Here is a 22,891-nt window from a genome sequence, read left to right on the forward strand (position 1 = left end):
CATCCTGTCACCGGTGCGGCGACCGCGACCGCCCGGGGGGCGGCCGCGGGACGGCACGCAGCTCAGACCGACAGGCCGTGACCGCAGCGGAACAGCGGGTCCGCGGTGTCGAACGGCACGTCCTCCCGGGAGGCCTCGACGGCGGCCATCGAGCGGGGCAGGTCGAACGGCAGCCTGCCCTCGGGCCGCACGACGCCGGTCAGGGCGTCGAGCAGCGCGCCGGTGGAGGCCCCGAAGTTCGCCACGAGCGACCCCGTCGACCCCAGGGCGTCGAGCACGGGGGCGAGGACCGCCGGGCGGTCGAGGTAGACGTCCACGACGGTCGGGACCCGGGACGAGACCGCGGCGACGTGGGAGAGCACCTCGGCGGGGAAGTCCAGGGACCCCGCGTGGAAGAACGCCTCGAAGCCGTCCCCGCGTGCCTCGTAGGGTGCCTTGAGGCGCAGCAGCGCCACGTCGGCCTCCTCCGGCGAGTCGACGAGGGTCACCAGGCCGGGGGAGACGTCGGTGACGTCGTCGGCCCCCTCGAGCCAGACGCGCAGGCCGCGAGCGGCCGGCAGTGCCGCCGGACCCCTCCGGGCGGCGGACAGGACCGTCACCGAGCGGGACTGGGCCCGGCGCCCTGCCGCGACGAGCTCGGGATGCCCGACGACGGCGCTCGCGGCGTCGACGTCCACGTACCGGGCGTCGTCGAACAGCCCGAGGACGAACTTCTCGCGCAGCAGGCGGGCGACGGAGACGTCCAGCCGCTCCTCGGGGACCCGGCCGGTGCGGACGAGCTCGACGACGAGCTCGGGGCAGGCCTCGCCGCCGAGCTGGTCGGCTCCGGCGGCGAGGATCCTCTCGACCCGCTCGAGCGGGTCGAGGCCCTCGACGCCCCACGCGCGGGCGGGGTACTCGGTGCCGAGGATCTCGGCGTCGTTGACCAGGCCCCAGTCCGTGCAGACGATGCCGTCGAACCCGAGACGCTCGCGCAGCAGCCCGGTGAGGACCTGCCGGTTGAAGGCGAAGCCGACGGGTTCGACCGCCTCGCCGTCGACCTCGAGGCCCACCGGCATGCCGTAGTAGGGCATCATCTGGCGGGTGCCGGCGGCGATGAGCTCGGTGAACGGTGCGAGGTGCGTGGCGAAGGCGCCGCCCGGGTAGACCTGCTCGCGCCCGTAGGCGAAGTGGGGGTCCTCGCCGTCGGCCTGCGGGCCGCCACCGAGGAAGTGCTTGGTCATGGTCGACAAGGAGGACGGGCCGAAGGTGCCGGGCAGCCCGGCGCGGCGTGCGACCGCACCGGTGCCCTGCAGCCCGTGGACGGCGGCGGCGCCGAGCCGTCCGGCGGCCGCGGGGTCCTCGCCGAAGGTCCCCGCGGCCCGCGACCAGCGGGGTTCCGTGGCGAGGTCCACCTGCGGGTGCAGCGCGGTGCGGATCCCCACGGCCAGGTACTCGCGCCGCACGGCGTCGGCCTGCTCCTCCACGAGCCCGGGGTCGCCGACGGCCGCCAGGCCCGGCGTCTCGGGCCACTGCGAGAACGGGCCGGCCAGCAGCGCCGTGCCGGGGTTGTCGGTGAACGCGTGGCGCGGGTCGCTGGACACCGTCACCGGGATGCCCAGCCGCGTCGAGGCGGCGAGGTCCTGGAGCCGGTTGTGCCAGCGGGCGAACTCCTCGGCGGTCGCCGGCGAGGCGAGCACGTTGAAGTGCGTCATGTGCCGACCCAGGAGCATGTCGCTGGTGGCGGGCACGCCCATGGGCGAGGGCTCCTCGGCGAGGGTGCCGCCGGGGCCGGTCTCGATCATCGTGTGGAAGAGCTGGCCGGCCTTCTCGGCCACCGTCATCCGACCCAGCAGGTCGGTGACGCGCTCGCCGACGGGGCGGGTCCGGTCCCGGTACGGGGCGTCCGGCGGGACGGCCCCGGTCCCCACGGCGTCGTCGGTCGCGGTCCTCAACGCACGCCCTTGATGCGGTAGACGAGCACGGCGCCGAAGAAGGCGACGAACGCTCCGAAGAGGAACCAGGCGGTGTAGCCGCCGATGCCGACGGCCGTGCCGACGGCGATGATGCTGGGGGCCATCGCCGGGGCGAGCGACTGGGGCAGGGCGTTGGCGATGTTGAGCACCCCGAGGTCCTTGGCGGCGTCCTCCGCGTTCGGCAGCACCTGGGTGGCCAGGGCCTGGTCCACCGAGAGGAACGAGCCGGCGCCGAAGCCGACGACGCCCTGGGCGACCACGACCATCGCCACCGACGGGGCCAGCGCGAGGAGCAGGAGACCGAGCACCATCACCAGACCGGCGGCGGTGACGAAGGGGCGGCGCTTGCCGAGCTTGTCCGACAGCCAGCCGCCCAGGGGGCTCGAGACGAGCATGGCCACGGTGGAGGCCATGTTGGCCGCCAGGATGACCTCGGTCGCCTCGGCCTCGGCCAGGCCGAAGGTGTCGGTCAGGTAGTAGGGGATGTAGGTCGCGATGCCGGCGTAGCCGAACATGACGAAGAACTTCGTCAGCCAGGTCCAGCCGAAGTCCCGGTGGGTGCGGGGGTCGAAGACGAAGGAGCCGAAGAACTCCTTGACGCGGAAGGGCTCCACGGGCGGGACGGTGCGCACGACGTCGTCGAGCACGACGGCGAACACGATGCTCGCCACGGTGGCGACCAGGCCGGGCAGCAGGAACCGCCACAGGTCGGCGGCGACGAGGTTGGCGAGCACCGAGGCGCCGAGGATGGCCAGCGGCGTGCCGATGCCGATGAGCGCGGAGTAGCGCCCGCGGCGGGCGGGGGCGACCTGGTCGTGCAGGGTCGCGATGATCGCGGCCAGTGCCCCGTTGTAGGCGGCCTGCGCCAGGCACCACGCGACCAGGACCATCGGCACCGACTCGGTCACGCCGATCACCGCCATGGCCAGGGTCCCGACGAGAGAGCCGCCGACGATGAACGGCCGCCGCTTGCCGAAGCGCGCCGTGGAGCGGTCCGACAGCCGGCCGGCCAGCGGGTTCGCGACGAGGGCGAACGCGGCGCCGACGCCGAGCACGAGCCCGAGGCTGCCGACGGCGCCCTCGGGGTCGATGTGCTGGATCTTGAACGCCATGGCGACCATCACCGGGGTGAACAGCGCGAAGTACACGCCGAACGCCGCGATCGTCAGGCCGGATCCGTAGCCGCGCGGCGTCGTCGCCGGACCGGGGTCCTGGGACAGTGCCCGGCCGTCGGCCGGGGTGGGGGTGGCGGTCATGGTGGACATCCTCGTCGTCGGGGTCGGAACCCATTACTTACCAACTGGTCGGGACCTATGGTTACCGATTGGTCGGGTTCTGCGCAACCCTGGCATGATGGTGGCCGTGACGGACGAAGGAGTGCGATGACGACCACCGGTACGACACCCCAGGCCAGCGGCTCGCGGGCCGGTGGCTACGCGCGCGGTCGCCGGAAGCGCGAGCAGATCCTGCAGGCCGCGATCTCGCTGTTCGGCGAGGCCGGCTTCCACGGCACCTCCCTGCGCGACATCGCCGCGGCCGCGGGGATCTCCCACCCCGGGCTGCTGCACCACTTCCCGACCAAGGCGGCGGTGCTGGAGGCGCTGCTGGAGCACCGGGACGAGGTCGACGAGGCGGACCTCGAGGCGGAGCTGGACCAGGGCACCGACTTCTTCGCCGCGATGATCCACCTCGTGGAGCGCAACGCGCTGCGCCCGGCGATCGTCGACCTCTACACCTCCGTCGCCGCCGAGGCGACGTCCCCGGACCACCCCGCGCACGCCTACTTCGAGCAGCGGTACGCCGCCACCGTCGCGCGGATGCTCGAGGAGCTGGAGACCCGGCGGGACGCCGGCGGCCTGCGCCCCGGCATCGACCTGGAGGCCTCCGCCCGCTCGATCGTCGCCATCATGGACGGGATGCAGCTGCAGTGGCTGCTCGCCCGCGACCTCCCGCGGGCGCAGCGGCCGGACATGGCCGGTGCCCTGCGGGCCTACCTCGACCTCGTCCTCGTGCCCGAGGATGCCCGCGCGGCGGACTGACGGGCGGCGGCCCCGAGGCGTGCCTCCTGCGCCTCCCGGGCGCGCCGGCACGCGGGCGCCTAGCATGGCCGCAGGTCAGCAGGCATCGACGAAGGGCTCGCATGGCACGCGACGACGGAACGACCCAGGACGAGGCCACCGCCGAGGCACCCGGTGCCGCACGCAACCCGTTCCGCCGGGTGTGGTGGCTCCCCGTGCTCCGGGGGATCTCCTACATCGTGCTCGGTCTGCTGCTCATGATCGAGCCGCTCGAGGAGCTGGAGATCCTGCGCCTGCTCATCGGGATCTTCCTCGCCTTCGACGGCGTGCTGGTCCTGGTCCAGTGGCTGGTGCACCGCCGGCAGGTCGGCTCGGCCTGGTGGCTCGCCCAGGCCGGGGTCAACCTCGGCTTCGGCGCCGCCGTCGCCCTGTGGCCCGAGCTGTCGCCGACGCCGTTGTACTACGTGCTCGCGGTCTGGACGATCGTGCTGGGCATCGTGGCGATCATCGGCGGTGCGGCGCTGTCGAGGAACCGGGACCTCGGCTGGCCGTGGATGGTCGCGTTCGGCATCACGGCCGCCCTCTTCGGCCTCCTGCTCGTGACGCGGCCGCTGGACTCCTTCGACGTCCTGCGGCTGGTGACGATCGTCTTCGCGCTGTTCGCCTTCGTGGCCGGATCGCTGAACATCGTCTCCGGGTTCGCCGTCCGCTCGGTGTCGCGCGAGCTGCAGGGCCTGCGCGAGCAGGCCGAACGCGTGGGGGTCGTGGTCACCGGTGGCTCCGTGCTCGGCGCCGCCAACCCGCAGGCCGCGCCCGCCCGTGCCGCCGGCCCGCGTCCCGCGCCCGGCGGCCAGGAGGTCGGCGCGACGTCGGCCGGTGACGCTCCCGGGACGCCGTCGACGCCCCGGGACGAGGCGGCCTCGCCGACCGCGGCACCGGACGGCGGGACCGGTGCTCCCGCCGCCGAGGGGACGGGTACGCCCTCCGAGGGCGGCACCCCGCCCGCGCCCGACGCCCCGTCCGGCCCGGACGGACCGTCCGGCGAGGACAGCCCCGCGACGGGCACGCCCGCGGACGGCGAGGACCCGGGCGCGGGGTCGCCCGGAGGGACCACCGGCCGGTGGCGCCGCCGCCCCTGAGGCTCAGATCGTGGCGGACCAGCGCCGCTCGACGACGTCGCGGACCCCGGTGGCCAGGGCGCGCTCCGTGCCGTCGGGACCGAGGCCCGAGGAGGACAGGAACCGTTCACGGCCGTCGTCGCCGTCGAGCACCCAGGTGACGACCTCGGACTCGCCGTCGGTCCGCAGCCGGTCCACGGCCGCGGCCAGCAGCCGTGAGCCGTGACCGCCGCGCCGGGCGTGGGGCGCCACCTCCAGGGACATCACCTGGCCCGGGGCGACGGCGGCGAAGCCGACGACCGTCGGTCCGTCCAGGGCGACGAGCACGGCGAAGCCGGGACCCGGCGGCCGGGAGATCGCGTCGGCCCACCGGTCGGTCATCGCCGTGGTGTCCAGGGCGTCGACGGCGCCCCCGAGCACGTCGGCGTGCGTGGTGCGCCAGGCCTCGACCTGGATGCGGGTGACGGCCTCCTCGTCGCCGGGGACGGCGGGGCGCACCGAGACGTCGGCGGTCTCCTGGAACAATGCCATCGGGCCACCCTAGTGGGCCGCTCAGCCCCAGCCGAGCGCGCGCAGGCCCGCGGCCACGGCGGCGGCGACCACGATGACCACGACGAAGGGTGCGCGCAGCGCGAGCGCTGCCGCCGCGGCGGCCAGCGCCGGCACGCGCGCGTCCACCGTGAGAGCAGGGCCGGTGGCGAAGGTCTGCACCACCACGAGGGCCACGAGCAGCGCTACCGTGACCAGCCCCGAGGTGCGCTGCACCCGGTCGGTGGCCAGCCAGTGCTGCGGGACGAGGTGGCCCGCGAGCTTCAGGGCGAAGCTCGCCACGGAGGCGACCAGCACGGTCGCCCACAGCACGGTCGGGGTCATCGCGCACCTCCACGCCGGGCACGGGGTGCGGGGGACAGGAACCCGGCCGCGATCGCCGCGGCGGCCGCACCCAGCACGGGGATGCCCGCGGGGGTCACCGGGACCAGGGCGGCGGAGACGACGACGGCGAGAGCGGCCACCAGGCGGGCGTCGCGGGAGGCCAGGCGCGGCCAGACGAGCGCGAGGAAGGCGGCCCCGGCGGCCGCGTCCAGACCCCAGGCCCGCGGGTCCCCGAGCGCGTCGCCGGCCAGGGCCCCGAGCAGGCTGCAGACATTCCACAGCACGAAGACGCCCAGCCCGGTGGCCCAGAACCCGACCCGTACGGCCTGCGGGTCGCGCTGGGCCACCGCGACCGCGGTCGACTCGTCGATCGTGACCTGCGCGGCCGCCCAGCGGCGCCACCCGCGCACGTCGAGCAGCGGGGAGACCACCGCGCCGTAGAGGGTGTTGCGCACGCCGAGCAGGCTCGACGTCGCCACGGCGGCCAGCGGGGAGCCGCCGGCGGCCACGACCCCGACGAGGGCGAACTGCGAGCCGCCCGAGAAGAGCAGCAGGCTCAGCGCGGCGGTCTGGGCCACGGTCAGACCCGCGACCACCGCCAGCGCGCCGAACGAGACGCCGTAGAGCCCGGTGGCCACAGAGACGCTGACGCCCTGGCGGACGGCGGCCGAGACCGCGGGGGAGCGGGGGCGGGACACCGGGTCATCGAACCACGGGACCCGCGGCCGGTCACATCGCCACGTACACGGTCTCGAGGTACTCCTCGAGACCGGCCTCGCCGCCCTCGCGGCCCAGCCCGGACTGCTTGGTGCCGCCGAACGGCGCGCTCGCGTCGCTGACCATGCCCCGGTTCACCCCGATCATGCCCGCGTCCAGCTCGTGCGCCGCGCGCATCGCCAGGTCCAGGTCGCGGGTGTAGGCGTAGGCCGCCAGCCCGTAGGGCGTGTCGTTGGCCAGGGCGATGCCCTCGTCGTCGTCGGCGAACGCGACCACGGGGGCCACGGGCCCGAAGATCTCCTCGTGCACGCAGCACGCGTCCCGGGCGACGTCGGCGAGCACCGTGGGCGGGTAGAAGTAGCCGGGGCCGGCGGGGCGCTGCCCCCCGGTGACCACGCGGGCGCCGTGGTCCACGGCGTCGGCGACCAGCGCGTGCACGGAGTCCACCGCGTCGGCACCGATGAGCGGCCCGACGTCGTTGCCCTCGGCGCCGGGCCCCACGGTCAGGTCGGCGAAGCGCGCACCGAGGCGGTCGGCGAACTCGGTGGCCAGCGACTCGTGCACCAGGAAGCGGTTGGCCGCCACGCACGACTGGCCGCCGTTGCGCAGCTTGGCCACGGCCGCACCGTCCACGGCGGCCTCGAGGTCGGCGTCGCCGAAGACGACGAACGGCGCGTTGCCGCCCAGCTCCATCGAGCAGGACAGAACCTGGTCTGCCGCCTGGGCCAGCAGCCGCCGCCCGACACCCGTGGACCCGGTGAACGACAGCTTGCGCAACCGGTCGTCCGCCAGCAGCGGGCCCGTGACGTCCCCGGCCGAGGAGGTGGGGACGACGTTGACGACGCCGGCGGGCAGCCCGCGGCGCTCCAGCTCGTCACGCAGGATCTCGGCCACGGCGAGGGTGGTCAGCGGGGTGAGCTGGGCCGGCTTGATCACGACCGGGCACCCGGCGGCCAGGGCGGGACCGATCTTGCGCGTCGCCATCGCGATGGGGAAGTTCCACGGGGTGATGAGCAGCGCCGGCCCCACCGGCCGCCGGTGGACGAGCTGCTGGTTCGCGCCGGCCGGTGCGCGGCGCAGCAGGCCGGGCGCGCGCACCGCCTCCTCGGCGAACCAGCGGAGGAACTCGGCGCCGTAGGCGACCTCGGCGCGCGACTCGGCGAGGGTCTTGCCGCACTCGGCGGTGATGAGGGCGGCCAGCTGCTCGGCGCGGGCGGTGACGGTCTCGAAGGCGGCCCGCAGCAGCTCGGCGCGCTCGCGCGGGGCGACCCGCGCCCACTCCGGGGCGGCCGCGTGCGCCGCGGCCAGGGCCGCCTCGCCGTCCTCGGGACCGGCGTCCGCCACCGAGCACAGGGTCTCCTCGGTCGCCGGGTCGACGACCTCGAACGTGCCGCCGCCGGTGGCCGCACGCCAGCGGCCGTCGACGAGCACCTCGGTCGGGACGTCACGGACGGGAGAGGTGGTCGGCGTCGTCGCAGTCATACGGCCAGTATGTGACGCGCGTCGCGGCACCGCAGCAGCGCGTGCGGCCGCCCGGGCCCTCGGCCCGGGGCCGCGCCGTCGCGCCGACGACACGCCGTGCGACAGCCGCTGGACAGCGCCGCCGCCGCGACCCCTCGACAGGTACGGTGTTCCCATGACGCTGCCCGGTACCCCTGCGCGCCCTTTCGGCGCCGTGCTCACCGCAATGGTCACGCCCATGTCGGGGTCGGGCGCGATCGATCTCGACGCCGCTGCGCAGCTCGCGACGCGGCTCGTGGACGCGGGCAACGACGGCCTCGTGCTGTCGGGCACCACGGGCGAGGCGCCCGTGACGCACGCCCCGGAGAAGGCCGACCTGGTGCGCGCCGTCGTCGAGGCCGTCGGTGACCGGGCGACCGTCCTGTCCGGTGCCGGTTCGAACGACACGGCGCACGCCGTGCGCATGGCCGAGCAGGCGGCCGAGGCCGGCGCCGACGGGCTCCTCGTCGTCTCGCCGTACTACTCCCGCCCCACCCAGGAGGGGCTGTACCAGCACTTCGCGACGGTGGCCGACTCCACCGACCTGCCGGTCATGCTCTACGACATCCCCGGCCGGGCCGGGGTGCGCATCGCACCCGCGACGTACGAGCGGATCTCCGCCCACCCCCGCGTGGTGGCCACCAAGGACGCCACCGGGGACGTGGGCTCGGTGCCCGCGCTGCAGCGGCTGACCGGCCTGGCCTGGTACTCCGGCGACGACGGGCTCCTGCTGCCCTTCCTCGCCCACGGCGCGGCGGGGATCGTCTCGGTCTCCGCGCACCTCGTCGGCGACCGGTTCGCCGAGGTCGTGCGGCGCTTCGACGCCGGCGACCACGTCGGTGCGCTCGAGGTCTTCAACACGACGATGCCCGTGCTGGCCGCCATGAACGGCGCCGGCGCGCAGGCCGTCATGGTCAAGGCCGCCCTCGAGCTGCTCGGCGTCCACGACAACCGCGAGCTGCGCCTGCCGAACGTCGCCGCCACGGACGACGACGTCGCCGCGGTGCGCGCCGCCCTCATCGCCGGCGGGGTCATGGAACCCGCCACCACACCCCAGTAACGACACAGGCCAGGAGGCCCCGTGAGTCACCCTCACCCCGAACTTCCCCTGCCCCCCGAGCTGCCGGCCGACGGTCTGCGGATCGTCGCCCTCGGCGGGCTGGGAGAGGTCGGCCGCAACATGGCCGTCCTCGAGCACCGCGGACGGCTGCTCATCATCGACTGCGGCGTCCTCTTCCCGGAGGACCACCAGCCCGGCGTCGACCTCATCCTGCCCGACTTCGAGTACATCGCCGACCGCATGGACGACGTCGAGGCGATCGTGCTCACCCACGGCCACGAGGACCACATCGGTGCCGTGCCGTACCTGCTGCGCCTGCGCCGCGACATCCCGATCTACGGCTCGCAGCTGACGCTGGCGTTCATCGAGGCCAAGCTCAAGGAGCACCGCATCAAGCCGGTCACCCACGTGGTGGCCGAGGGCGACTCCGTGCAGCTCGGGGAGTTCGGCTGCGAGTTCGTGGCCGTCAACCACTCCATCCCGGACGCGCTCGCCGTGGCCGTCACCACGGCCGCCGGTACCGTGCTGCACACGGGCGACTTCAAGATGGACCAGCTGCCCCTGGACGGTCGCGTCACCGACCTGCGGGCCTTCGCCCGGCTCGGCGAGAAGGGGGTCGACCTGTTCATGGTCGACTCCACCAACGCGGAGGTCCCCGGCTTCGTCACCAACGAGGCGGAGATCGGACCGGTGCTGGACAACGTCTTCGCCCAGGCGGAGAAGCGCATCGTCGTCGCCTCGTTCTCCTCCCACGTGCACCGCGTCCAGCAGGTCCTCAACGCCGCGCACGCCCACGGGCGCAAGGTCGCGTTCGTCGGCCGCTCGATGGTGCGCAACATGGGGATCGCCGCCGAGCTCGGCTACCTCGACGTCCCGCCCGGTGTGCTCATCGAGCTCAAGCAGGCCACCAACCTGCCCGACGACCAGGTGGTCTACATGAGCACCGGGTCGCAGGGCGAGCCCATGGCGGCGCTGAGCCGCATGGCGAACGGCGACCACAAGGTCAACGTCGGCCACGGCGACACCGTGATCCTCGCCTCGTCGCTCATCCCGGGCAACGAGAACTCCGTGTTCCGCGTCATCAACGGACTGACCCGGCTCGGCGCGCGCGTGGTGCACTCCGGCAACGCCAAGGTGCACGTCTCCGGGCACGCCAGCGCCGGCGAGCTGCTGTACTGCTACAACATCCTGCGGCCCAAGAACGTCATGCCGGTGCACGGCGAGGTGCGCCACCTCGTGGCCAACGCGGCGCTCGCGGTCAAGACCGGGGTCCCCGCCGACCGCGTCGTGCTCGCCGAGGACGGCGTCGTCGTCGACCTCGTGGACGGCAAGGCCGCCGTGGTGGGCGCGGTCCCGTGCGGGTACGTGTTCGTGGACGGCTCCTCGGTCGGCGAGGTGACCGAGAGCGAGCTGAAGGACCGTCGCACGCTCGGCGAGGAGGGCTTCGTGTCCGTCTTCGCCGTGGTCGACACCGCCACGGGCAAGGTGCTCGCCGGGCCGCAGCTCCTGGCGCGCGGCATGGCCGAGGACGACGCCGTGTTCTCCGAGATCCAGCCGGACGTGGTCCAGGCCCTCGAGGACGCGATCGCCGGCGGCGCCACCGACACCTACCAGCTCCAGCAGATCATGCGGCGCGTCATCGGCCGCTGGGTCAACCGGCGTCTGCGCCGCCGCCCGATGATCGTCCCCGTCGTCGTCGAAGCCTGAGCCTGAGACGGAGCGAGCGTGCGAGCGCAGGCGCAGGCTGACCGGGGGGCCGGGGTCTGAGTCGGAGCGAGCGTGCGAGCGCAGGCGCAGGCTGACCGGGGGACCGGGGTCTGAGTCGGAGCGAACGGACACGCGACGCCGACGTGCGGCGTCGTGACCAGGGTCGCGGGTACCGTGGTGACCATCATGGCGACCCGGATCCCTGCCCGGAAGACTTCCGGGACCTCGCGGTCGACGGCCCGTACGGGGCGCAGCGCCTCCGTGTCCGCGCCGTCACGCAGCACGTCCGCGCGCTCGTCGTCGCGCTCCTCCACGGGCCGGTCCTCCACGGGCCGGTCCTCCGGGGCGCGCGGCGGGCGCTCGTCCGGCTCCGCCCGGAACCGTCGGCGGACCGGGCCACCGTGGCCCGTGAAGATGGTGCGCGGCGCCTACCTGGGCGTCGCGCACGGCCTGGGTGCCCTGACCCGCACGATCACCAAGGGAGCGAGAGACCTGGAACCCGAGCACCGCCGAGACGGCGTCGCCTTCTTCCTCATCGCGATCGCCCTCGTCGTGGCGGCCCGCGAGTGGTGGGGCATCCCCGGGGCCTTCGGCACCTGGGTCCACGCGGTCGTCGCCGGGACGGTCGGGCTGGCGGGCGTCGCGATCCCCGTCCTGCTCATCTGGATCGGCGTGCGGATCATGCGTCACCCCGAGCGGGGCCACGCCAACTCCCGCGTGGCCATCGGGGTGAGCCTGCTCGTGGTCTCCGTCTGCTCGCTGGTGGCCATCGCCGAGGACACCCCGTCCCCGCGGGACGGGTTCGACCAGGTGCAGGACGCCGGCGGCATCATCGGCTACCTCGCGGCGACGCCCGTCGTCATCGGCGTCACGGCGTGGGTGGCCGTGCCGTTGTTCCTGCTGCTCGGCTTCTTCGGGCTCCTCGTCGTCACCGCGACCCCCGTGCACCGCATCCCCGAACGGGTGCGGGGGCTGTACGACCGCCTCACGGGCAACCACGGCTCCGCCGCGGACGACGGCGGGCTCGAGCTCGCCGACGGCGTCTCCCAGCACGACGGCACCGACGAGAAGCCCGCCCGCAAGAAGCGCACCAAGCGGGTGCGCTCCACCCGCGCCGAGCGCGCCGCGAAGGCGGCCGCCGGCGACCTCGACGAGTACGCCGGCGACCAGGCCTTCGACAAGGCGGCCACCCTCGACCCGGCCGGCCCGTCGGCGCCGGCCGGCGCCGACGACCCGGGGGCGACCCAGGTGATCGCCACGGGGGCGACGGCGTCGCCAGCCCCGGCGGACAGCGCCCCAGCGGCGCCGTCGGGGCCGGCCGCACCGGAGCCGTTGCCCGCTCCCCAGGGGCGGGCGGAGCAGCCGATGCTCTCCGGCGACACGGTCTACCTGCTGCCGTCGGAGGACGCGCTGGTCCAGGGCGCGCCGCACAAGAGCCGCTCGGCGGCCAACGACCGCGTGGTGGCCGCCCTCGAGCAGACCTTCGAGCAGTTCGGCGTGGACGCCCAGGTCACCAACTTCACCCGGGGGCCCACGGTCACCCGGTACGAGGTGGAGGTCGGCCCGAAGACCAAGGTCGAGCGCATCACCGGGCTGAGCAACAACATCGCCTACGCGGTCGCCAGCGCCGACGTGCGGATCCTGTCGCCGATCCCCGGCAAGTCCGCGATCGGCATCGAGATCCCGAACACCGACCGCGAGACGGTCGTGCTCGGGGACGTGCTGCGATCGTCGGCGGCCCGCCGCACCGAGCACCCGATGGTCATGGGTGTGGGCAAGGACGTCGAGGGCGGTTTCGTCGTGGCGAACCTGGCCAAGATGCCGCACATCCTCGTCGCCGGTGCGACCGGCGCCGGCAAGTCGAGCTTCATCAACTCGATGATCACCTCGATCCTCATGCGTGCCACCCCCGAGCAGGTGCGACTGATCCTCGTCGACCCCAAGCGGGTCGAGCTCACGCTGTACGAGGGCATCCCGCACCTGATCACGCCGATCATCACGAGCCCGAAGAAGGCGGCCGAGGCGCTGGACTGGGTCGTGCGCGAGATGGACGCCCGGTACGACGACCTGGCGACGTTCGGGTACAAGCACATCGACGACTTCAACGCCGCCGTGCGGGCCGGCAAGGTGACGCCGCCGCCGGGCTCCGAGCGCAAGGTCGCCGCCTACCCGTACCTGCTGGTCGTCGTGGACGAGCTCGCCGACCTGATGATGGTCGCGCCGCGGGACGTCGAGGCCGCGATCCAGCGCATCACCCAGCTCGCGCGGGCCGCGGGCATCCACCTCGTGCTGGCCACGCAGCGTCCCTCCGTGGACGTCGTGACCGGTCTGATCAAGGCGAACGTGCCCTCGCGGCTGGCGTTCGCGACGTCGTCCCTGGCCGACTCCCGCGTCGTGCTCGACCAGCCGGGCGCCGAGAAGCTCATCGGTCAGGGTGACGCGCTGTTCCTGCCGATGGGCGCCTCCAAGCCGATGCGCGTCCAGGGGGCGTGGGTCAGCGAGTCGGAGGTGCACGCCGTCACCGAGCACGTGAAGTCGCAGCTCAAGCCGATCTACCGCGAGGACGTCACCGCCCCGGCGGCCGCCAAGAAGCAGATCGACGAGGACATCGGCGACGACCTCGACGTGCTGCTGCAGGCGACCGAGCTCGTGGTGTCGACGCAGTTCGGTTCGACGTCGATGCTGCAGCGCAAGCTGCGCGTCGGGTTCGCCAAGGCCGGCCGGCTGATGGACCTGCTCGAGTCGCGCGAGATCGTCGGACCCTCCGAGGGGTCGAAGGCGCGCGAGGTGCTCGTCCAGCCCGAGTCCCTGTCGTCCGCGCTCGCCCTGATCCGCGGGGAGACGCCGTCCGCCTACGACCAGGACGCCGAGACCGCGGCCTCGGGGGACCGGTACTCCGACGGCACCGACGGTCACCGGCCGCCCACGGCGACCGACTACCACGACGGCGCCGACACCGACGCCGAGCACCCCGTCCGCTGAGCTCCTCGTCCACCGGGCCCCGGGGGCGGGCTCAGCGGTCCCGGACGGCGGGGTCCCGGGGCAGGACGGCGGGGTCCCGGGGCAGGACGGCGGGGGTCCCGCCGGTCGGCTCCGGCGGGCGCCGACGCTCACGGGCCTGCGGGCCGACCGCCTCGGCGACCCGGTCGTGGCGGGTCCTCAGCTCGCGGCGGTCCAGCGTCGTGGCCCCGGCGTCGAGCCGGCGTCCCAACGCGTGCACGCGGTGCCCCGCCGGGATGTCCACGGTCGTGGCCGTCCAGCGGACGTCGGTGACGAGTGCCGGCTCGGCCGGCCGTTCCTCGGTGACGGTGGCGGTCAGCAGCACACCGCTGCTGCTCCGGGGGTCGCAGCAGGACGCGCTCTGGTTCGACAGCAGGTTGCCCAGCCCGTAGGCGACCCACATGCCGGCCCGGTGCGGCCCGCCGTCGAGCCGCTCGATCCGCTGGGGTACGTGCGCGTGGTGCCCGACGACGAGGTCGACCGCACGCGAGGCGGCCAGGGCGGCGGCCACGTCCTCCTGCTGGGCGGTGAGCCGCTCGGTGTACTCGGTGCCGGCGTGCAGGCTGACGAGCACGACGTCGGCACCGTCGTCACGCCGGGCGGTGCGCGCAGCGGTGACGAGCGCCTCCGCGTCGATGAGGTCGACCGCCCACGGCGCCTCGGCCGGCACCGGGAAGCCGTTGAGGCCGTAGGTGGCCGACAGGTGCGCCACGACCAGGTCCCGGTCGGACCGCTGGAGGCGGTAGTGCTGGGCCGACCTCTGCTCGCGGTGTGAGCGGGCCGTGCCGGCATGGCCCATCCCGGCGTCGTCGAGCGCGTCCAGGGTGGTCACGACGCCGGTGTAGCCCCGGTCGAGGGCGTGGTTCGACGCCGTCGAGCAGCCGTCCCACCCCTGCGCGGCCAGAGCCGGGACCAGCTGTCGCGGAGCACCGAAGACGGGGTAGCCGCTCGGTGCGGTGCCTCGCGGCGCGACGGGCGCCTCGAGGTGGCAGAGGGCGAGGTCGGCCCCGGCCACCCACGGGTCCAGGTCGGCCAGCAGCCGGCCGAAGCGGTCGCCCCCGCGGGCGGAGCGCACGACCGGCCCGTGCGGGAGCAGGTCACCGGCGGCGAGCACCGTGAAGACCGCCGGCAGGACGGGGTCCGGGCACGGGCGGTGGACGGCGCGACCGTCGTCGTGGGCGCCGGTGCGGGCTCCGGCGGTGCGACCAGCTCGCAGGCCGTCGTCGCCGCCACGGCGGCGACCACGAGGACCCGCAGGGTGACCCTGCGTGGGACGTCGTCGGCCACGCTGCGAGATTATCGCGCGGCCGGTCCCAGTAGGCTGATGGCATGCCGGACGCCGCACCTTCGCCCTGGAACATCGCGAACATCGTCACGATGATCCGCATCGCTCTCGTCCCCGTCTTCGCGGCGGCCCTGCTGGTCGACGGCGGCGATTCGATGCTCTGGCGCCTCGTGGCGACGGGCATCTTCCTGCTGGCCGCGCTCAGCGACAAGGTCGACGGCCACCTGGCGCGGTCGCGCGGGCTCGTGACGGACCTGGGCAAGCTCCTGGACCCGATCGCCGACAAGGCCCTGGTGGGGACCGCGCTCGTCCTGCTGTGGTGGCCGCTCGGCGAGCTGCCCTGGTGGGTGCCGACGATCATCCTTGCGCGCGAGCTGGGGATCACGCTGATGCGCATGGCCGTCCTGAAGTACGCGGTGATGCCGGCCTCGCGCGGCGGCAAGATCAAGACGGTGCTGCAGGTCGTGGCGATCTCGCTGTTCCTGCTGCTCCTGGCCCACCTGCCGGCCGAGGTCCGGGACGTCGCGTGGGTCGCCATGTGGGCGGCGATCGCGGTCACCGTCGTGACCGGTGTCGACTACGCCGTCCAGGGGCTGCGCCTGCGGCGCCGAGCCCGGCAGGAGGGCACGGACTCCGCCCCCGAGGACGGGCCGGCCGACGGTGCGTCGGGAGCGCCCCGGACCGAGGGATGACGGCCCGCGAGGTCCTGGCGGCGGTGGCCGCGAGGGGATGGACGCTCGGCGTCGCCGAGTCGCTGACCGCGGGCATGGTCGCGGCCGAGCTCGCCACGGTGCCGGGCGCCTCCGCCGTCCTGCGCGGCGGTGTCGTCGCCTACGCGACGGACCTGAAGGCGTCGTTGCTGGGGGTGGACGCGGACCTGCTGGCCGCCCGGGGGGCCGTGGACCCCGACGTCGCCGGTGCGATGGCCACGGGCGCGCGTTCCGCGACGGGGGCGGACGTCGGGCTCGCCACGACCGGGGTCGCCGGGCCGGACCCCCAGGACGGCCGGGCTCCCGGGCTCGTCTTCGTCGCCGTGGCCACGCCGACGACCATCGAGGTGCGCCGGTGCGACCTGGACGGCGACCGCGCCGCGGTCCGTGCGGGGGCGGTCGCGGCGGTCCTGGACCTCTGCGCAGCGGTGCTGGGTGACGCAGCCGCGTGAAGGAAGGGTGCGGATCCCGGACGTCGTGCCGTGGTGGGAACACAGCGGGGGTGCCGGGCGTTGGGCAGGTGTGATCGCCAACAGGCCACGAACCGGTATCGATGCCCGTCCCGGACGACGCACCACGCGCCCGTCGGGGTACGGTAGTCATCCCACGCCCCGTCCCGGGGTGTCGGAGGAAGAGAGGGGGCGCGACATGGTCGTCCTGCGACAGGAGATCGGTGACGTGCTGCGCGACGCGCGGCAGCGTCAGGGGCGCACCCTGCGAGAGGTGTCCTCGGCCGCACGGGTCTCGCTCGGCTACCTCAGCGAGGTCGAGCGCGGGCAGAAGGAGGCCTCCTCCGAGCTGCTGGCCTCCATCTGCGAGGCCCTCGACATCCCGCTGTCCCTCGTGCTGCGCGAGGTGAGCGACCGGATCGCGGTCGCCGAGGGGCTGCTGGTCCCGGACACGATCCCCACGGACGTGCTCGCCGGGATGCTCTCCCGCGGCGCCGTCGAGCGCGAGGACCTCACGCCGGTCGGCTGACCGCCTGGCACGTGGGGCACCAGAACACCGGCCGCTCGTACGGCGGCTCGTTGGCCTGCCCGACGGCGATCGGCGTCCGGCACCGTCGGCAGGGTCGGCCCAGTCGCCCGTGCACGGACCGCGGCACCTCGCCCAGATCACGGCGGCGGCCGATCTCGACGCTGCCCCCCACGAGCCGGCGCGCCGTGACGAGCAGGCCGCGCACCTCGTCCTCGGACAGGGAGTCGGCCGGGATCCACGGGTGCAGCCGTCGCGCGAAGAGCGACTCCGCCATCCAGATCGTCCCGAGCCCGGCCACGACGGCCTGGTCCAGCAGGACGTCGCACAGCGGGCGGTCCCCCTGGGCATGCCACCGGTCGAGGGCCTCGGGCAGCCCGTGGGTGCCGAAGTCGTCGGCGAGCACGTCCGGTCCCAGATGAGCGAGCAGGCGCGGCTCGTCCCGGGTCCGCAGCAGGTCCAGCATGCCGAGCCGCCACCCCACGGCGGTCCAGCGGGCGGTCGACAGCACGGCGCGCACCTGCGGATGGCCCGCGGCCGAGGTGCGGCCGTCGGTCGGCACCACCCGCCACGCGCCCTCCATCCGCAGGTGGGTGTGCAGGGTGCGGCCGTCGTCGAAGCGGGTCAGCAGGTGCTTGCCGTACGAGACGCAGCCCGTGACCGTCCGACCCGTCAGCTCGGCCCCGCCGACGTTCGGCCAGCGCAGCTCGGCGCGCACCAGCGGCCCGCCCCGCAGCGCCTGGTCGAGGCGTTCGGCCGTCAGCCGCAGCACGTCCCCCTCGGGCATCAGACCGCCACCCGCAGGCCGCGGGGCGTGACCGAGAAACCCGCCCCCAGCAGCGCCCCGACGGCCGCGGACGGTGTCCGGACGGCCTCCAGGGACGCCACGCCGTCGATCCGCTGCACCACGAGCCGGCCCAGCCGCCCCTGGCGCGCATGGTCGGCCAGCGTCGCCGCCGCGACCTCGAGGGCGGCCGGCTCCGTGGTGAACGTCAGCACCGTGCGGCCGCCCCGTTCGACGTAGATCGCCGGCTCGCCGTTCGTCAGCACCACCACGGCCCCCGCCTTGCGGCCGGGCCGGTGGCCGCCGGGGGCGTCACCCGGCCCCGGGGTGGTGCCCGGCCACGGCAGCGCCGCCCCGTACGGGTTGGCGGGGTCGGTCGCGGCGAGCAGCAGGCCGGGCGGTGCGGCGTCGGGGTCGTCGCGGACCCGGTCGCGGTCCCCGGCGTCCACGCGCAGCCGGTCGACCGCACCGGGCAGGGCGAACTGCGCGCCGCCCAGCCGTTCGACGAAGTACCCGCGCCGGACCGCCCCGCGCTCCTCGAGCCCGGTGAGCACCCGGTAGACCTCCCGGAACTGTCCGGCCACGTGCTCGGACGGCGCGACGGCACGCGTCAGGACGCCGTGCCGGTCCAGCAGCATCTGGGCCAGGGCGTGCGTGCGCACCGTCGCGTCCTGCTCTCGGGTCGGCAGCGCGGACCAGCGGCCGGCTCCCGCCGGCGGCACGGTGGAGCGGGCCATGGCGAAGCGGGACCGCCGCACGGGGCGGGCGCGCCCCGGCTGCCGGGGTGCCCGGTGCGCGCCACCGCCCGTGCCGAGCCGCGCCCGCAGCACGGCCAGCCCGTCGTTGGTGACGTGCCCGCCCCAGACGAGGTCCCACAGCGCCTCGAGCACGTCCTCGGCCGAGGCGTCCGCGAGCTCGACGAGGCGGGGCAGGAAGAAGCCGCCCGACGACGTGAGCAGGTCGAGCAGCACCCGGTGCAGGTCGGTGTCCAGCGTCCCCTCGGGACCCAGGGGCGCCGGCTGCGCCAGCGTCAGCGGGGCGTCCTCGGCCAGGTGCAGGCTCACGGTGCCGTCCGTGCCGGGCAGCGCGGCGTGGCCGGCCCAGACGACCTCGCCGGTGGTGGTCAGCTCGTCCAGCAGCGCGGGGGAGTAGTCGGCGACCCGGGCGGGGAGCACCAGCGTCTCCAGCGCCGAGGCGGGCACCGCGGCACCCGCGAGCTGCTCGACCGCCCGGAGCAGACCGTCGGTGCCCCGCAGCCGCGGTCCGGTGGTGCCCTGCCAGCGGGGCAGGAACACGCCCAGCGCCTCCGGCTCCACGGGTTCGACCTCGGCGCGCAGCGCGGCCAGGGAACGCCGCCGCAGGGTCCGCAGCACCTGCGGGTCGCAGAACTCGTCGCCGGTGCCGCCGATCACCTCGGGCCGCAGGGCGCCGCGGGTCAGCCGGCCGTCCCGCTCCAGCCGGGACAGCACCGCGGTCACCACGGCGATGCCGAGCCCGAACCGGTGCGCGGCCCCGGCCGCCGTGAACGGCCCGTGCGTGCGGGCGTGGCGGCGCAGCAGGTCCGTCAGCGGGTCGGCGGCGGGCGCCATGACGGCGTCCGGCAGGCCCGCGGGCGGTGCCACCCCGAGCGCGTCGCGCAACCGGCCGGCGTCCTCGGCGACCGCCCACTGCTCGGTGCCGGCGACGCGGACCCGGATGGCCCGGCGGTCCCGTTCCAGCGCGGCGAGCCAGTCGGGGACCGCGCCGGTGACGTCGTCGGCCACCCGGCGGCGCACCTCCTCGAGCCCGTGCGGTCCGGTGCGGCGCAGCAGGTCCCAGACCCCCTCGGCGTCGGTCGCACGGCGGTCGGGGGCGAGCCCCTGCAGCTCGGCCTCGGTCCGCTCGACCACCTGGGGATCCAGCAGGTCGGAGAGGTCGGTCGCGCCCTGCTCGCCGAGCAGCTCGGCCAGCAGCGTCGGGTCCAGCGAGAGCGCGGCGGCCCGGCGCTCGGCGAGCGGCGCGTCGCCGTCGTACAGGAACTGGGCGGTGTACCCGAACAGCAGCGACCGGGCGAACGGCGAGGGTCCCTCGGTGGAGATCTCGACGAGCCGGACGTCTCCCGCGGCCAGGTCGGTCATCAGCGCGCGCAGGGCGGCGACGTCGAAGTCGTCCTGCAGGCACTCGCGGGCCGCCTCGAGCATGATCGGGAAGTCCGGGTAGGCCGAGGCGACCTGCAGCAGCTGGGCGGCCCGCTGGCGCTGCTGCCACAGCGGGGCGCGGCGGTCGGGACGACGGCGGGGCAGCAGCAGGGCGCGGGCCGCCGCCTCGCGGAACCGGGACGCGAACAGCACCGAGGAACCGAGCTCGGCACGGACGGCCGCGTCGACCTCGTCCGGCTCGACGAGGAGGTCGGCCGTGGTGACCTCGGGCCGTGCCGTCGCGGCCTCGAGGTCCCACGGCGAGTCGCCGGGCAGGCGCAGCACGATCCCGTCGTCGGCGGCCATGGCGGCGACGTCGGTGCCCAGGCGCTCCCGCAGCCGCGCGCCGACCACCAGCGCCCAGGGCTCGTGGACGCGGGCGCCCAGCGGGGAGTGGACCACGACCCGCCAGTCGCCGAGCTCGTCGCGGAAGCGCTCGACGACGACGGTGCGGTCGTCGGGGACGCGACCGGTCGCGGCGCGCTGCTCGGTGAGGTAGCCGGCGAGGTTGTCGGCGGCCCACGCGTCCAGGCCCGCCTCGCGCAGGTGGGCGCGGCCCTTCTCGGCGTCGTCGGCGAGGTGCTCGTCGGCCTCCCGCAGGAACGCGCCGACGGCCCGCCCCAGAGCGACAGGACGGCCGGGGGAGTCGCCCCGCCAGAACGGCAGGCGGCCGGGCAGGCCCGGTGCCGGGGTGACCAGCACGCGGTCCGGGGTGATCTCCTCGACCCGCCAGGTCGAGGACCCGAGGGTGAAGGTGTCCCCGGCGCGGGACTCGTAGACCATCTCCTCGTCGAGCTCGCCGACACGCTTGCCGCCGCGCCCGCCGTCGTCGCCGGCCAGGTAGACGCCGTAGAGGCCGCGGTCGGGGATGGTCCCGCCGCTGGTGGCGGCCAGCCGCAGGGCACCGGGACGGGCCGTGAGCCGCCCCGTGGCCCGGTCCCACACGATCCGCGGCCGCAGCTCGGCGAACTCCTCGCTGGGGTAGCGCCCGGCCAGCATGTCGAGCACCGCGTGCCACGTCGCGTCGCCGAGGGCGGCGAAAGGCGCGGCCCGACGGAACGTGCCGAGCAGCTCGTCGGCGTCCCAGTCGTCGACGGCGAGCGCGGCCACGACCTGCTGGGCGAGCACGTCCAACGGCGTGGACACGACCCGCAGGGGCTCGATGTCGCCGGAGCGCATGCGCTGGGTGACCACCGTCGCCGGGACGAGGTCGCCCCGGTGCGTGGGCAGGACCACGCCGCGCGAGACGGCCCCGACCTGGTGCCCGGCCCGACCGATGCGCTGCAGGCCGCTGGCCACCGACGGCGGGGCGCCGACCTGGACGACGAGGTCCACCGCCCCCATGTCGATGCCGAGCTCCAGGGACGACGTCGCGACCACGGCGGGCAGCAGCCCCGCCTTGAGGTCGGACTCGGTCCGCGTGCGCTCGGTCCGGCTCATCGAGCCGTGGTGGGCGCGGGCGAGGACCGGGACCCCGGGCTCCAGGGCCGCCGCCGTGCCCGACTGGCCGGGTGTCCCGGCCGCCTGCTCCGCCCCGGCGTCGGGCGCGGCCGTCCCCTCGCGCTCCGCCCAGGTCTCGTTGACGCGGGCGGTGAGCCGCTCCGCCCCGCGCCGGGAGTTGGTGAACACCAGGGTCGAGCGGTGGTCGGTGACGAGGTCGACGACCCGGTCGGTCACGTGCGGCCAGATCGAGGCCTGCCGCTGCGGACCGCTCGCGGCCCCGGACAGGTCGGGCTCCTCGTCGCCGCCGAGGTCGGTCAGGTCGGGGACGGGGACGGCGACGTCCAGGTCCCAGCGCTTCTCGGACGGCGGCTGGACGACGACGACCTCGCGGCCGCCCTCCGTCGTCGGACGGCTCCCGCCGAGGAACCCGGCGACCTCCTCGGCCGGACGCACGGTGGCCGACAGGCCGATGCGCTGGGCGGGGCGCGGCAGCAGGGCGTCGAGCCGCTCGAGGCTGACGGCCAGGTGCGCGCCACGCTTCGTGCCCGCCAGCGCGTGGATCTCGTCGACGATCACCGTCTCGACGCCGGCCAGGCCGGCGCGGGCCGCCGAGGTCAGCACGAGGAACAGCGACTCGGGCGTCGTGACGAGGACGTCCGGGGGACGGGTGGCGAAGGCGCGGCGCTCGGCGGGAGGCGTGTCGCCGGTGCGCATCCCCACGTGCACCTCGTGGGCACCGACCGCCAGCCGGTCGGCGGCCCGGCGGATCCCCGTCAGGGGAGCGCGCAGGTTGCGCTGGACGTCGGCCGCCAGCGCCTTGAGGGGGGAGACGTACAGCACCCGGCAGCGGTGCGCGGGCTCCGCCGGCGGTGGCGTGGACGTCAGGCGGTCGATCGCCCAGAGGAACGCGGCCAGCGTCTTGCCCGAGCCCGTGGGCGCGACCACGAGCGCGTGCCGGTCCGCCTCGACGGCCTCCCAGGCGCCCACCTGCGCCGTCGTGGGGCCCGCGAACGCGTCGCGGAACCAGGCCCGGGTCGCGGGGGCGAAGCGGGCGAGCGGGTCGGTGGCCACCAGCCCATGGTGCACCCGGGCACCGACATCGGGGCGGCCGTGGCAGGCTGGGCGCGTGCTCTACTCCGACTTCACCCAGCTCGTCGACGAGGTGTTCGGCCGGGCCTACGGGCGCACCCTCGTGCGCGAGCAGGTGCTGCCCCGCCTCGGCGACCGGACGCCCGCCGAGGCGCTCGACGCCGGGACGGACCCCCGCGACGTGTGGCACGCCCTGTGCGACGCCCTGGACGTCCCGGACCGCGAGCGGTGGGGGACCGACGAGCACCGGCAGGCCCCGCCGCCGCGCTGACGGCCGCCGCGCTGACGGCCGCCCGCGGCGAGGCCGACACGCCGAGCGTCGAGCCTCTCGCGTCGAACAGATGTTCGGCTAGAGTGTGTCCACAGGACGGCCTCGCGGGCTCGTCGTCCACAGGTCGACGGGCCCGGCCGGGGTCATGTCGGTGGCGGCGCGTAGCGTCGTCGTCGACATGAGCAGCAGACCGAAGACGCGCGGCCGCG

The 22,891-nt window shown here is 75.1% G+C and carries 18 protein-coding genes; 9 read left to right on the plus strand and 9 right to left on the minus strand.

All coding sequences use genetic code 11. The features are described from left to right. Positions 1–62 precede the first annotated feature (62 nt). On the minus strand, positions 63–1,934 hold the full coding sequence (locus PO879_RS06445; protein WP_278237093.1) for a glycoside hydrolase family 3 N-terminal domain-containing protein: 1,872 nt from the start codon (positions 1,932–1,934) through the stop codon (positions 63–65). After that, on the minus strand, positions 1,931–3,211 hold the full coding sequence (locus PO879_RS06450) for an MFS transporter (protein WP_278237094.1): 1,281 nt from the start codon (positions 3,209–3,211) through the stop codon (positions 1,931–1,933). Before PO879_RS06450 ends, PO879_RS06445 begins: the two co-directional genes overlap by 4 nt. Before the next feature lie 126 nt (positions 3,212–3,337). Between PO879_RS06450 and PO879_RS06455 the strand changes: the two genes are divergently transcribed. Together PO879_RS06455 and PO879_RS06460 are read left to right on the plus strand one after the other, a co-directional pair. Beyond that, complete coding sequence (locus PO879_RS06455) at positions 3,338–3,994, plus strand: TetR/AcrR family transcriptional regulator (protein ID WP_278237095.1); 657 nt, start codon at positions 3,338–3,340, stop codon at positions 3,992–3,994. A 101-nt stretch (positions 3,995–4,095) separates the two neighbouring features. Next, positions 4,096–5,112, plus strand: a complete 1,017-nt coding sequence (locus tag PO879_RS06460; RefSeq protein WP_278237096.1) for a DUF308 domain-containing protein — start codon at positions 4,096–4,098, stop codon at positions 5,110–5,112. A gap of 3 nt (positions 5,113–5,115) precedes the next feature. Here the strand turns inward: PO879_RS06460 and PO879_RS06465 are convergent, their stop codons facing one another. The 4 genes from PO879_RS06465 to PO879_RS06480 are packed head-to-tail and all read right to left on the minus strand — an operon-like array spanning position 5,116 to position 8,163. After that, complete coding sequence (locus PO879_RS06465) at positions 5,116–5,622, minus strand: GNAT family N-acetyltransferase (RefSeq protein WP_278237097.1); 507 nt, start codon at positions 5,620–5,622, stop codon at positions 5,116–5,118. 21 nt (positions 5,623–5,643) lie between these two features. Next, the gene (locus PO879_RS06470) at positions 5,644–5,964 is read right to left on the minus strand and encodes an AzlD domain-containing protein (protein WP_278237098.1); all 321 of its coding nucleotides are present in this window, start codon (positions 5,962–5,964) and stop codon (positions 5,644–5,646) included. Further along, positions 5,961–6,662 carry an AzlC family ABC transporter permease gene (locus tag PO879_RS06475; protein ID WP_278237099.1) on the minus strand — a complete coding sequence of 234 codons (702 nt, stop codon included), beginning with the start codon at positions 6,660–6,662 and terminating at the stop codon, positions 5,961–5,963. The genes PO879_RS06470 and PO879_RS06475 overlap by 4 nt, the downstream gene beginning before the upstream one ends. Positions 6,663–6,693: 31 nt before the next feature. After that, on the minus strand, positions 6,694–8,163 hold the full coding sequence (locus PO879_RS06480; protein WP_278237100.1) for an NAD-dependent succinate-semialdehyde dehydrogenase: 1,470 nt from the start codon (positions 8,161–8,163) through the stop codon (positions 6,694–6,696). Between the two features lie 154 nt (positions 8,164–8,317). Between PO879_RS06480 and dapA the strand changes: the two genes are divergently transcribed. The 3 genes from dapA to PO879_RS06495 all read left to right on the plus strand — a co-directional run bounded on the left by dapA (position 8,318) and on the right by PO879_RS06495 (position 13,930). After that, complete coding sequence (gene dapA / locus PO879_RS06485; RefSeq protein WP_278237101.1) at positions 8,318–9,241, plus strand: 4-hydroxy-tetrahydrodipicolinate synthase; 924 nt, start codon at positions 8,318–8,320, stop codon at positions 9,239–9,241. Positions 9,242–9,262: 21 nt separating this feature from the next. Next, positions 9,263–10,948, plus strand: a complete 1,686-nt coding sequence (locus PO879_RS06490; RefSeq protein WP_278237102.1) for a ribonuclease J — start codon at positions 9,263–9,265, stop codon at positions 10,946–10,948. A 414-nt stretch (positions 10,949–11,362) separates the two neighbouring features. Beyond that, the gene (locus PO879_RS06495; protein ID WP_278237470.1) at positions 11,363–13,930 is read left to right on the plus strand and encodes a DNA translocase FtsK; all 2,568 of its coding nucleotides are present in this window, start codon (positions 11,363–11,365) and stop codon (positions 13,928–13,930) included. 31 nt (positions 13,931–13,961) lie between these two features. Here PO879_RS06495 and PO879_RS06500 read toward each other — a convergent pair whose 3' ends face one another. Then, positions 13,962–15,062 carry a CapA family protein gene (locus PO879_RS06500; protein WP_278237103.1) on the minus strand — a complete coding sequence of 367 codons (1,101 nt, stop codon included), beginning with the start codon at positions 15,060–15,062 and terminating at the stop codon, positions 13,962–13,964. A gap of 215 nt (positions 15,063–15,277) precedes the next feature. Here PO879_RS06500 and pgsA point away from each other — a divergent pair, with 215 nt between their 5' ends. The 3 genes from pgsA to PO879_RS06515 all read left to right on the plus strand — a co-directional run bounded on the left by pgsA (position 15,278) and on the right by PO879_RS06515 (position 16,921). Further along, positions 15,278–15,925, plus strand: a complete 648-nt coding sequence (pgsA, locus tag PO879_RS06505) for a CDP-diacylglycerol--glycerol-3-phosphate 3-phosphatidyltransferase (RefSeq protein WP_278237104.1) — start codon at positions 15,278–15,280, stop codon at positions 15,923–15,925. Further along, on the plus strand, positions 15,922–16,395 hold the full coding sequence (locus tag PO879_RS06510; protein WP_278237105.1) for a CinA family protein: 474 nt from the start codon (positions 15,922–15,924) through the stop codon (positions 16,393–16,395). Before pgsA ends, PO879_RS06510 begins: the two co-directional genes overlap by 4 nt. A gap of 196 nt (positions 16,396–16,591) precedes the next feature. After that, complete coding sequence (locus tag PO879_RS06515) at positions 16,592–16,921, plus strand: helix-turn-helix transcriptional regulator (protein ID WP_278237106.1); 330 nt, start codon at positions 16,592–16,594, stop codon at positions 16,919–16,921. On the opposite strand, the gene PO879_RS06520 is transcribed toward PO879_RS06515, so the two are convergent. Next, positions 16,905–17,705 (minus strand): DNA-formamidopyrimidine glycosylase family protein, encoded by an 801-nt coding sequence (locus PO879_RS06520; RefSeq protein WP_278237107.1) that lies wholly within the window; start codon positions 17,703–17,705, stop codon positions 16,905–16,907. The two genes, PO879_RS06515 and PO879_RS06520, sit on opposite strands and share 17 nt — an antisense overlap. Next, positions 17,705–22,393 (minus strand): ATP-dependent helicase, encoded by a 4,689-nt coding sequence (locus PO879_RS06525; RefSeq protein WP_278237108.1) that lies wholly within the window; start codon positions 22,391–22,393, stop codon positions 17,705–17,707. The genes PO879_RS06520 and PO879_RS06525 overlap by 1 nt, the downstream gene beginning before the upstream one ends. A 55-nt stretch (positions 22,394–22,448) precedes the next feature. On the opposite strand from PO879_RS06525, the gene PO879_RS06530 reads away from it, so the two are divergent. After that, positions 22,449–22,682, plus strand: coding sequence for a DUF3046 domain-containing protein (locus PO879_RS06530; RefSeq protein ID WP_278237109.1), 234 nt, complete (start codon positions 22,449–22,451; stop codon positions 22,680–22,682). The last annotated feature ends 209 nt before the right edge of the window (positions 22,683–22,891 follow it).

This window comes from Isoptericola sp. AK164 (assembly GCF_029643425.1).
Classification (GTDB): Bacteria; Actinomycetota; Actinomycetes; order Actinomycetales; family Cellulomonadaceae; genus Isoptericola; species Isoptericola haloaureus.

Coding starts and splice junctions, on each gene's coding strand:
- PO879_RS06450 (WP_278237094.1), bottom strand. CDS start 3,211: ATGACCGCCACCCCCACCCCGGCCGACGGCCGGGCACTGTCCCAGGAC.
- PO879_RS06455 (WP_278237095.1), top strand. CDS start 3,338: ATGACGACCACCGGTACGACACCCCAGGCCAGCGGCTCGCGGGCCGGT.
- PO879_RS06460 (WP_278237096.1), top strand. CDS start 4,096: ATGGCACGCGACGACGGAACGACCCAGGACGAGGCCACCGCCGAGGCA.
- PO879_RS06465 (WP_278237097.1), bottom strand. CDS start 5,622: ATGGCATTGTTCCAGGAGACCGCCGACGTCTCGGTGCGCCCCGCCGTC.
- PO879_RS06470 (WP_278237098.1), bottom strand. CDS start 5,964: ATGACCCCGACCGTGCTGTGGGCGACCGTGCTGGTCGCCTCCGTGGCG.
- PO879_RS06480 (WP_278237100.1), bottom strand. CDS start 8,163: ATGACTGCGACGACGCCGACCACCTCTCCCGTCCGTGACGTCCCGACC.
- dapA (WP_278237101.1), top strand. CDS start 8,318: ATGACGCTGCCCGGTACCCCTGCGCGCCCTTTCGGCGCCGTGCTCACC.
- PO879_RS06495 (WP_278237470.1), top strand. CDS start 11,363: ATGGTGCGCGGCGCCTACCTGGGCGTCGCGCACGGCCTGGGTGCCCTG.
- pgsA (WP_278237104.1), top strand. CDS start 15,278: ATGCCGGACGCCGCACCTTCGCCCTGGAACATCGCGAACATCGTCACG.
- PO879_RS06510 (WP_278237105.1), top strand. CDS start 15,922: ATGACGGCCCGCGAGGTCCTGGCGGCGGTGGCCGCGAGGGGATGGACG.
- PO879_RS06515 (WP_278237106.1), top strand. CDS start 16,592: ATGGTCGTCCTGCGACAGGAGATCGGTGACGTGCTGCGCGACGCGCGG.
- PO879_RS06520 (WP_278237107.1), bottom strand. CDS start 17,705: ATGCCCGAGGGGGACGTGCTGCGGCTGACGGCCGAACGCCTCGACCAG.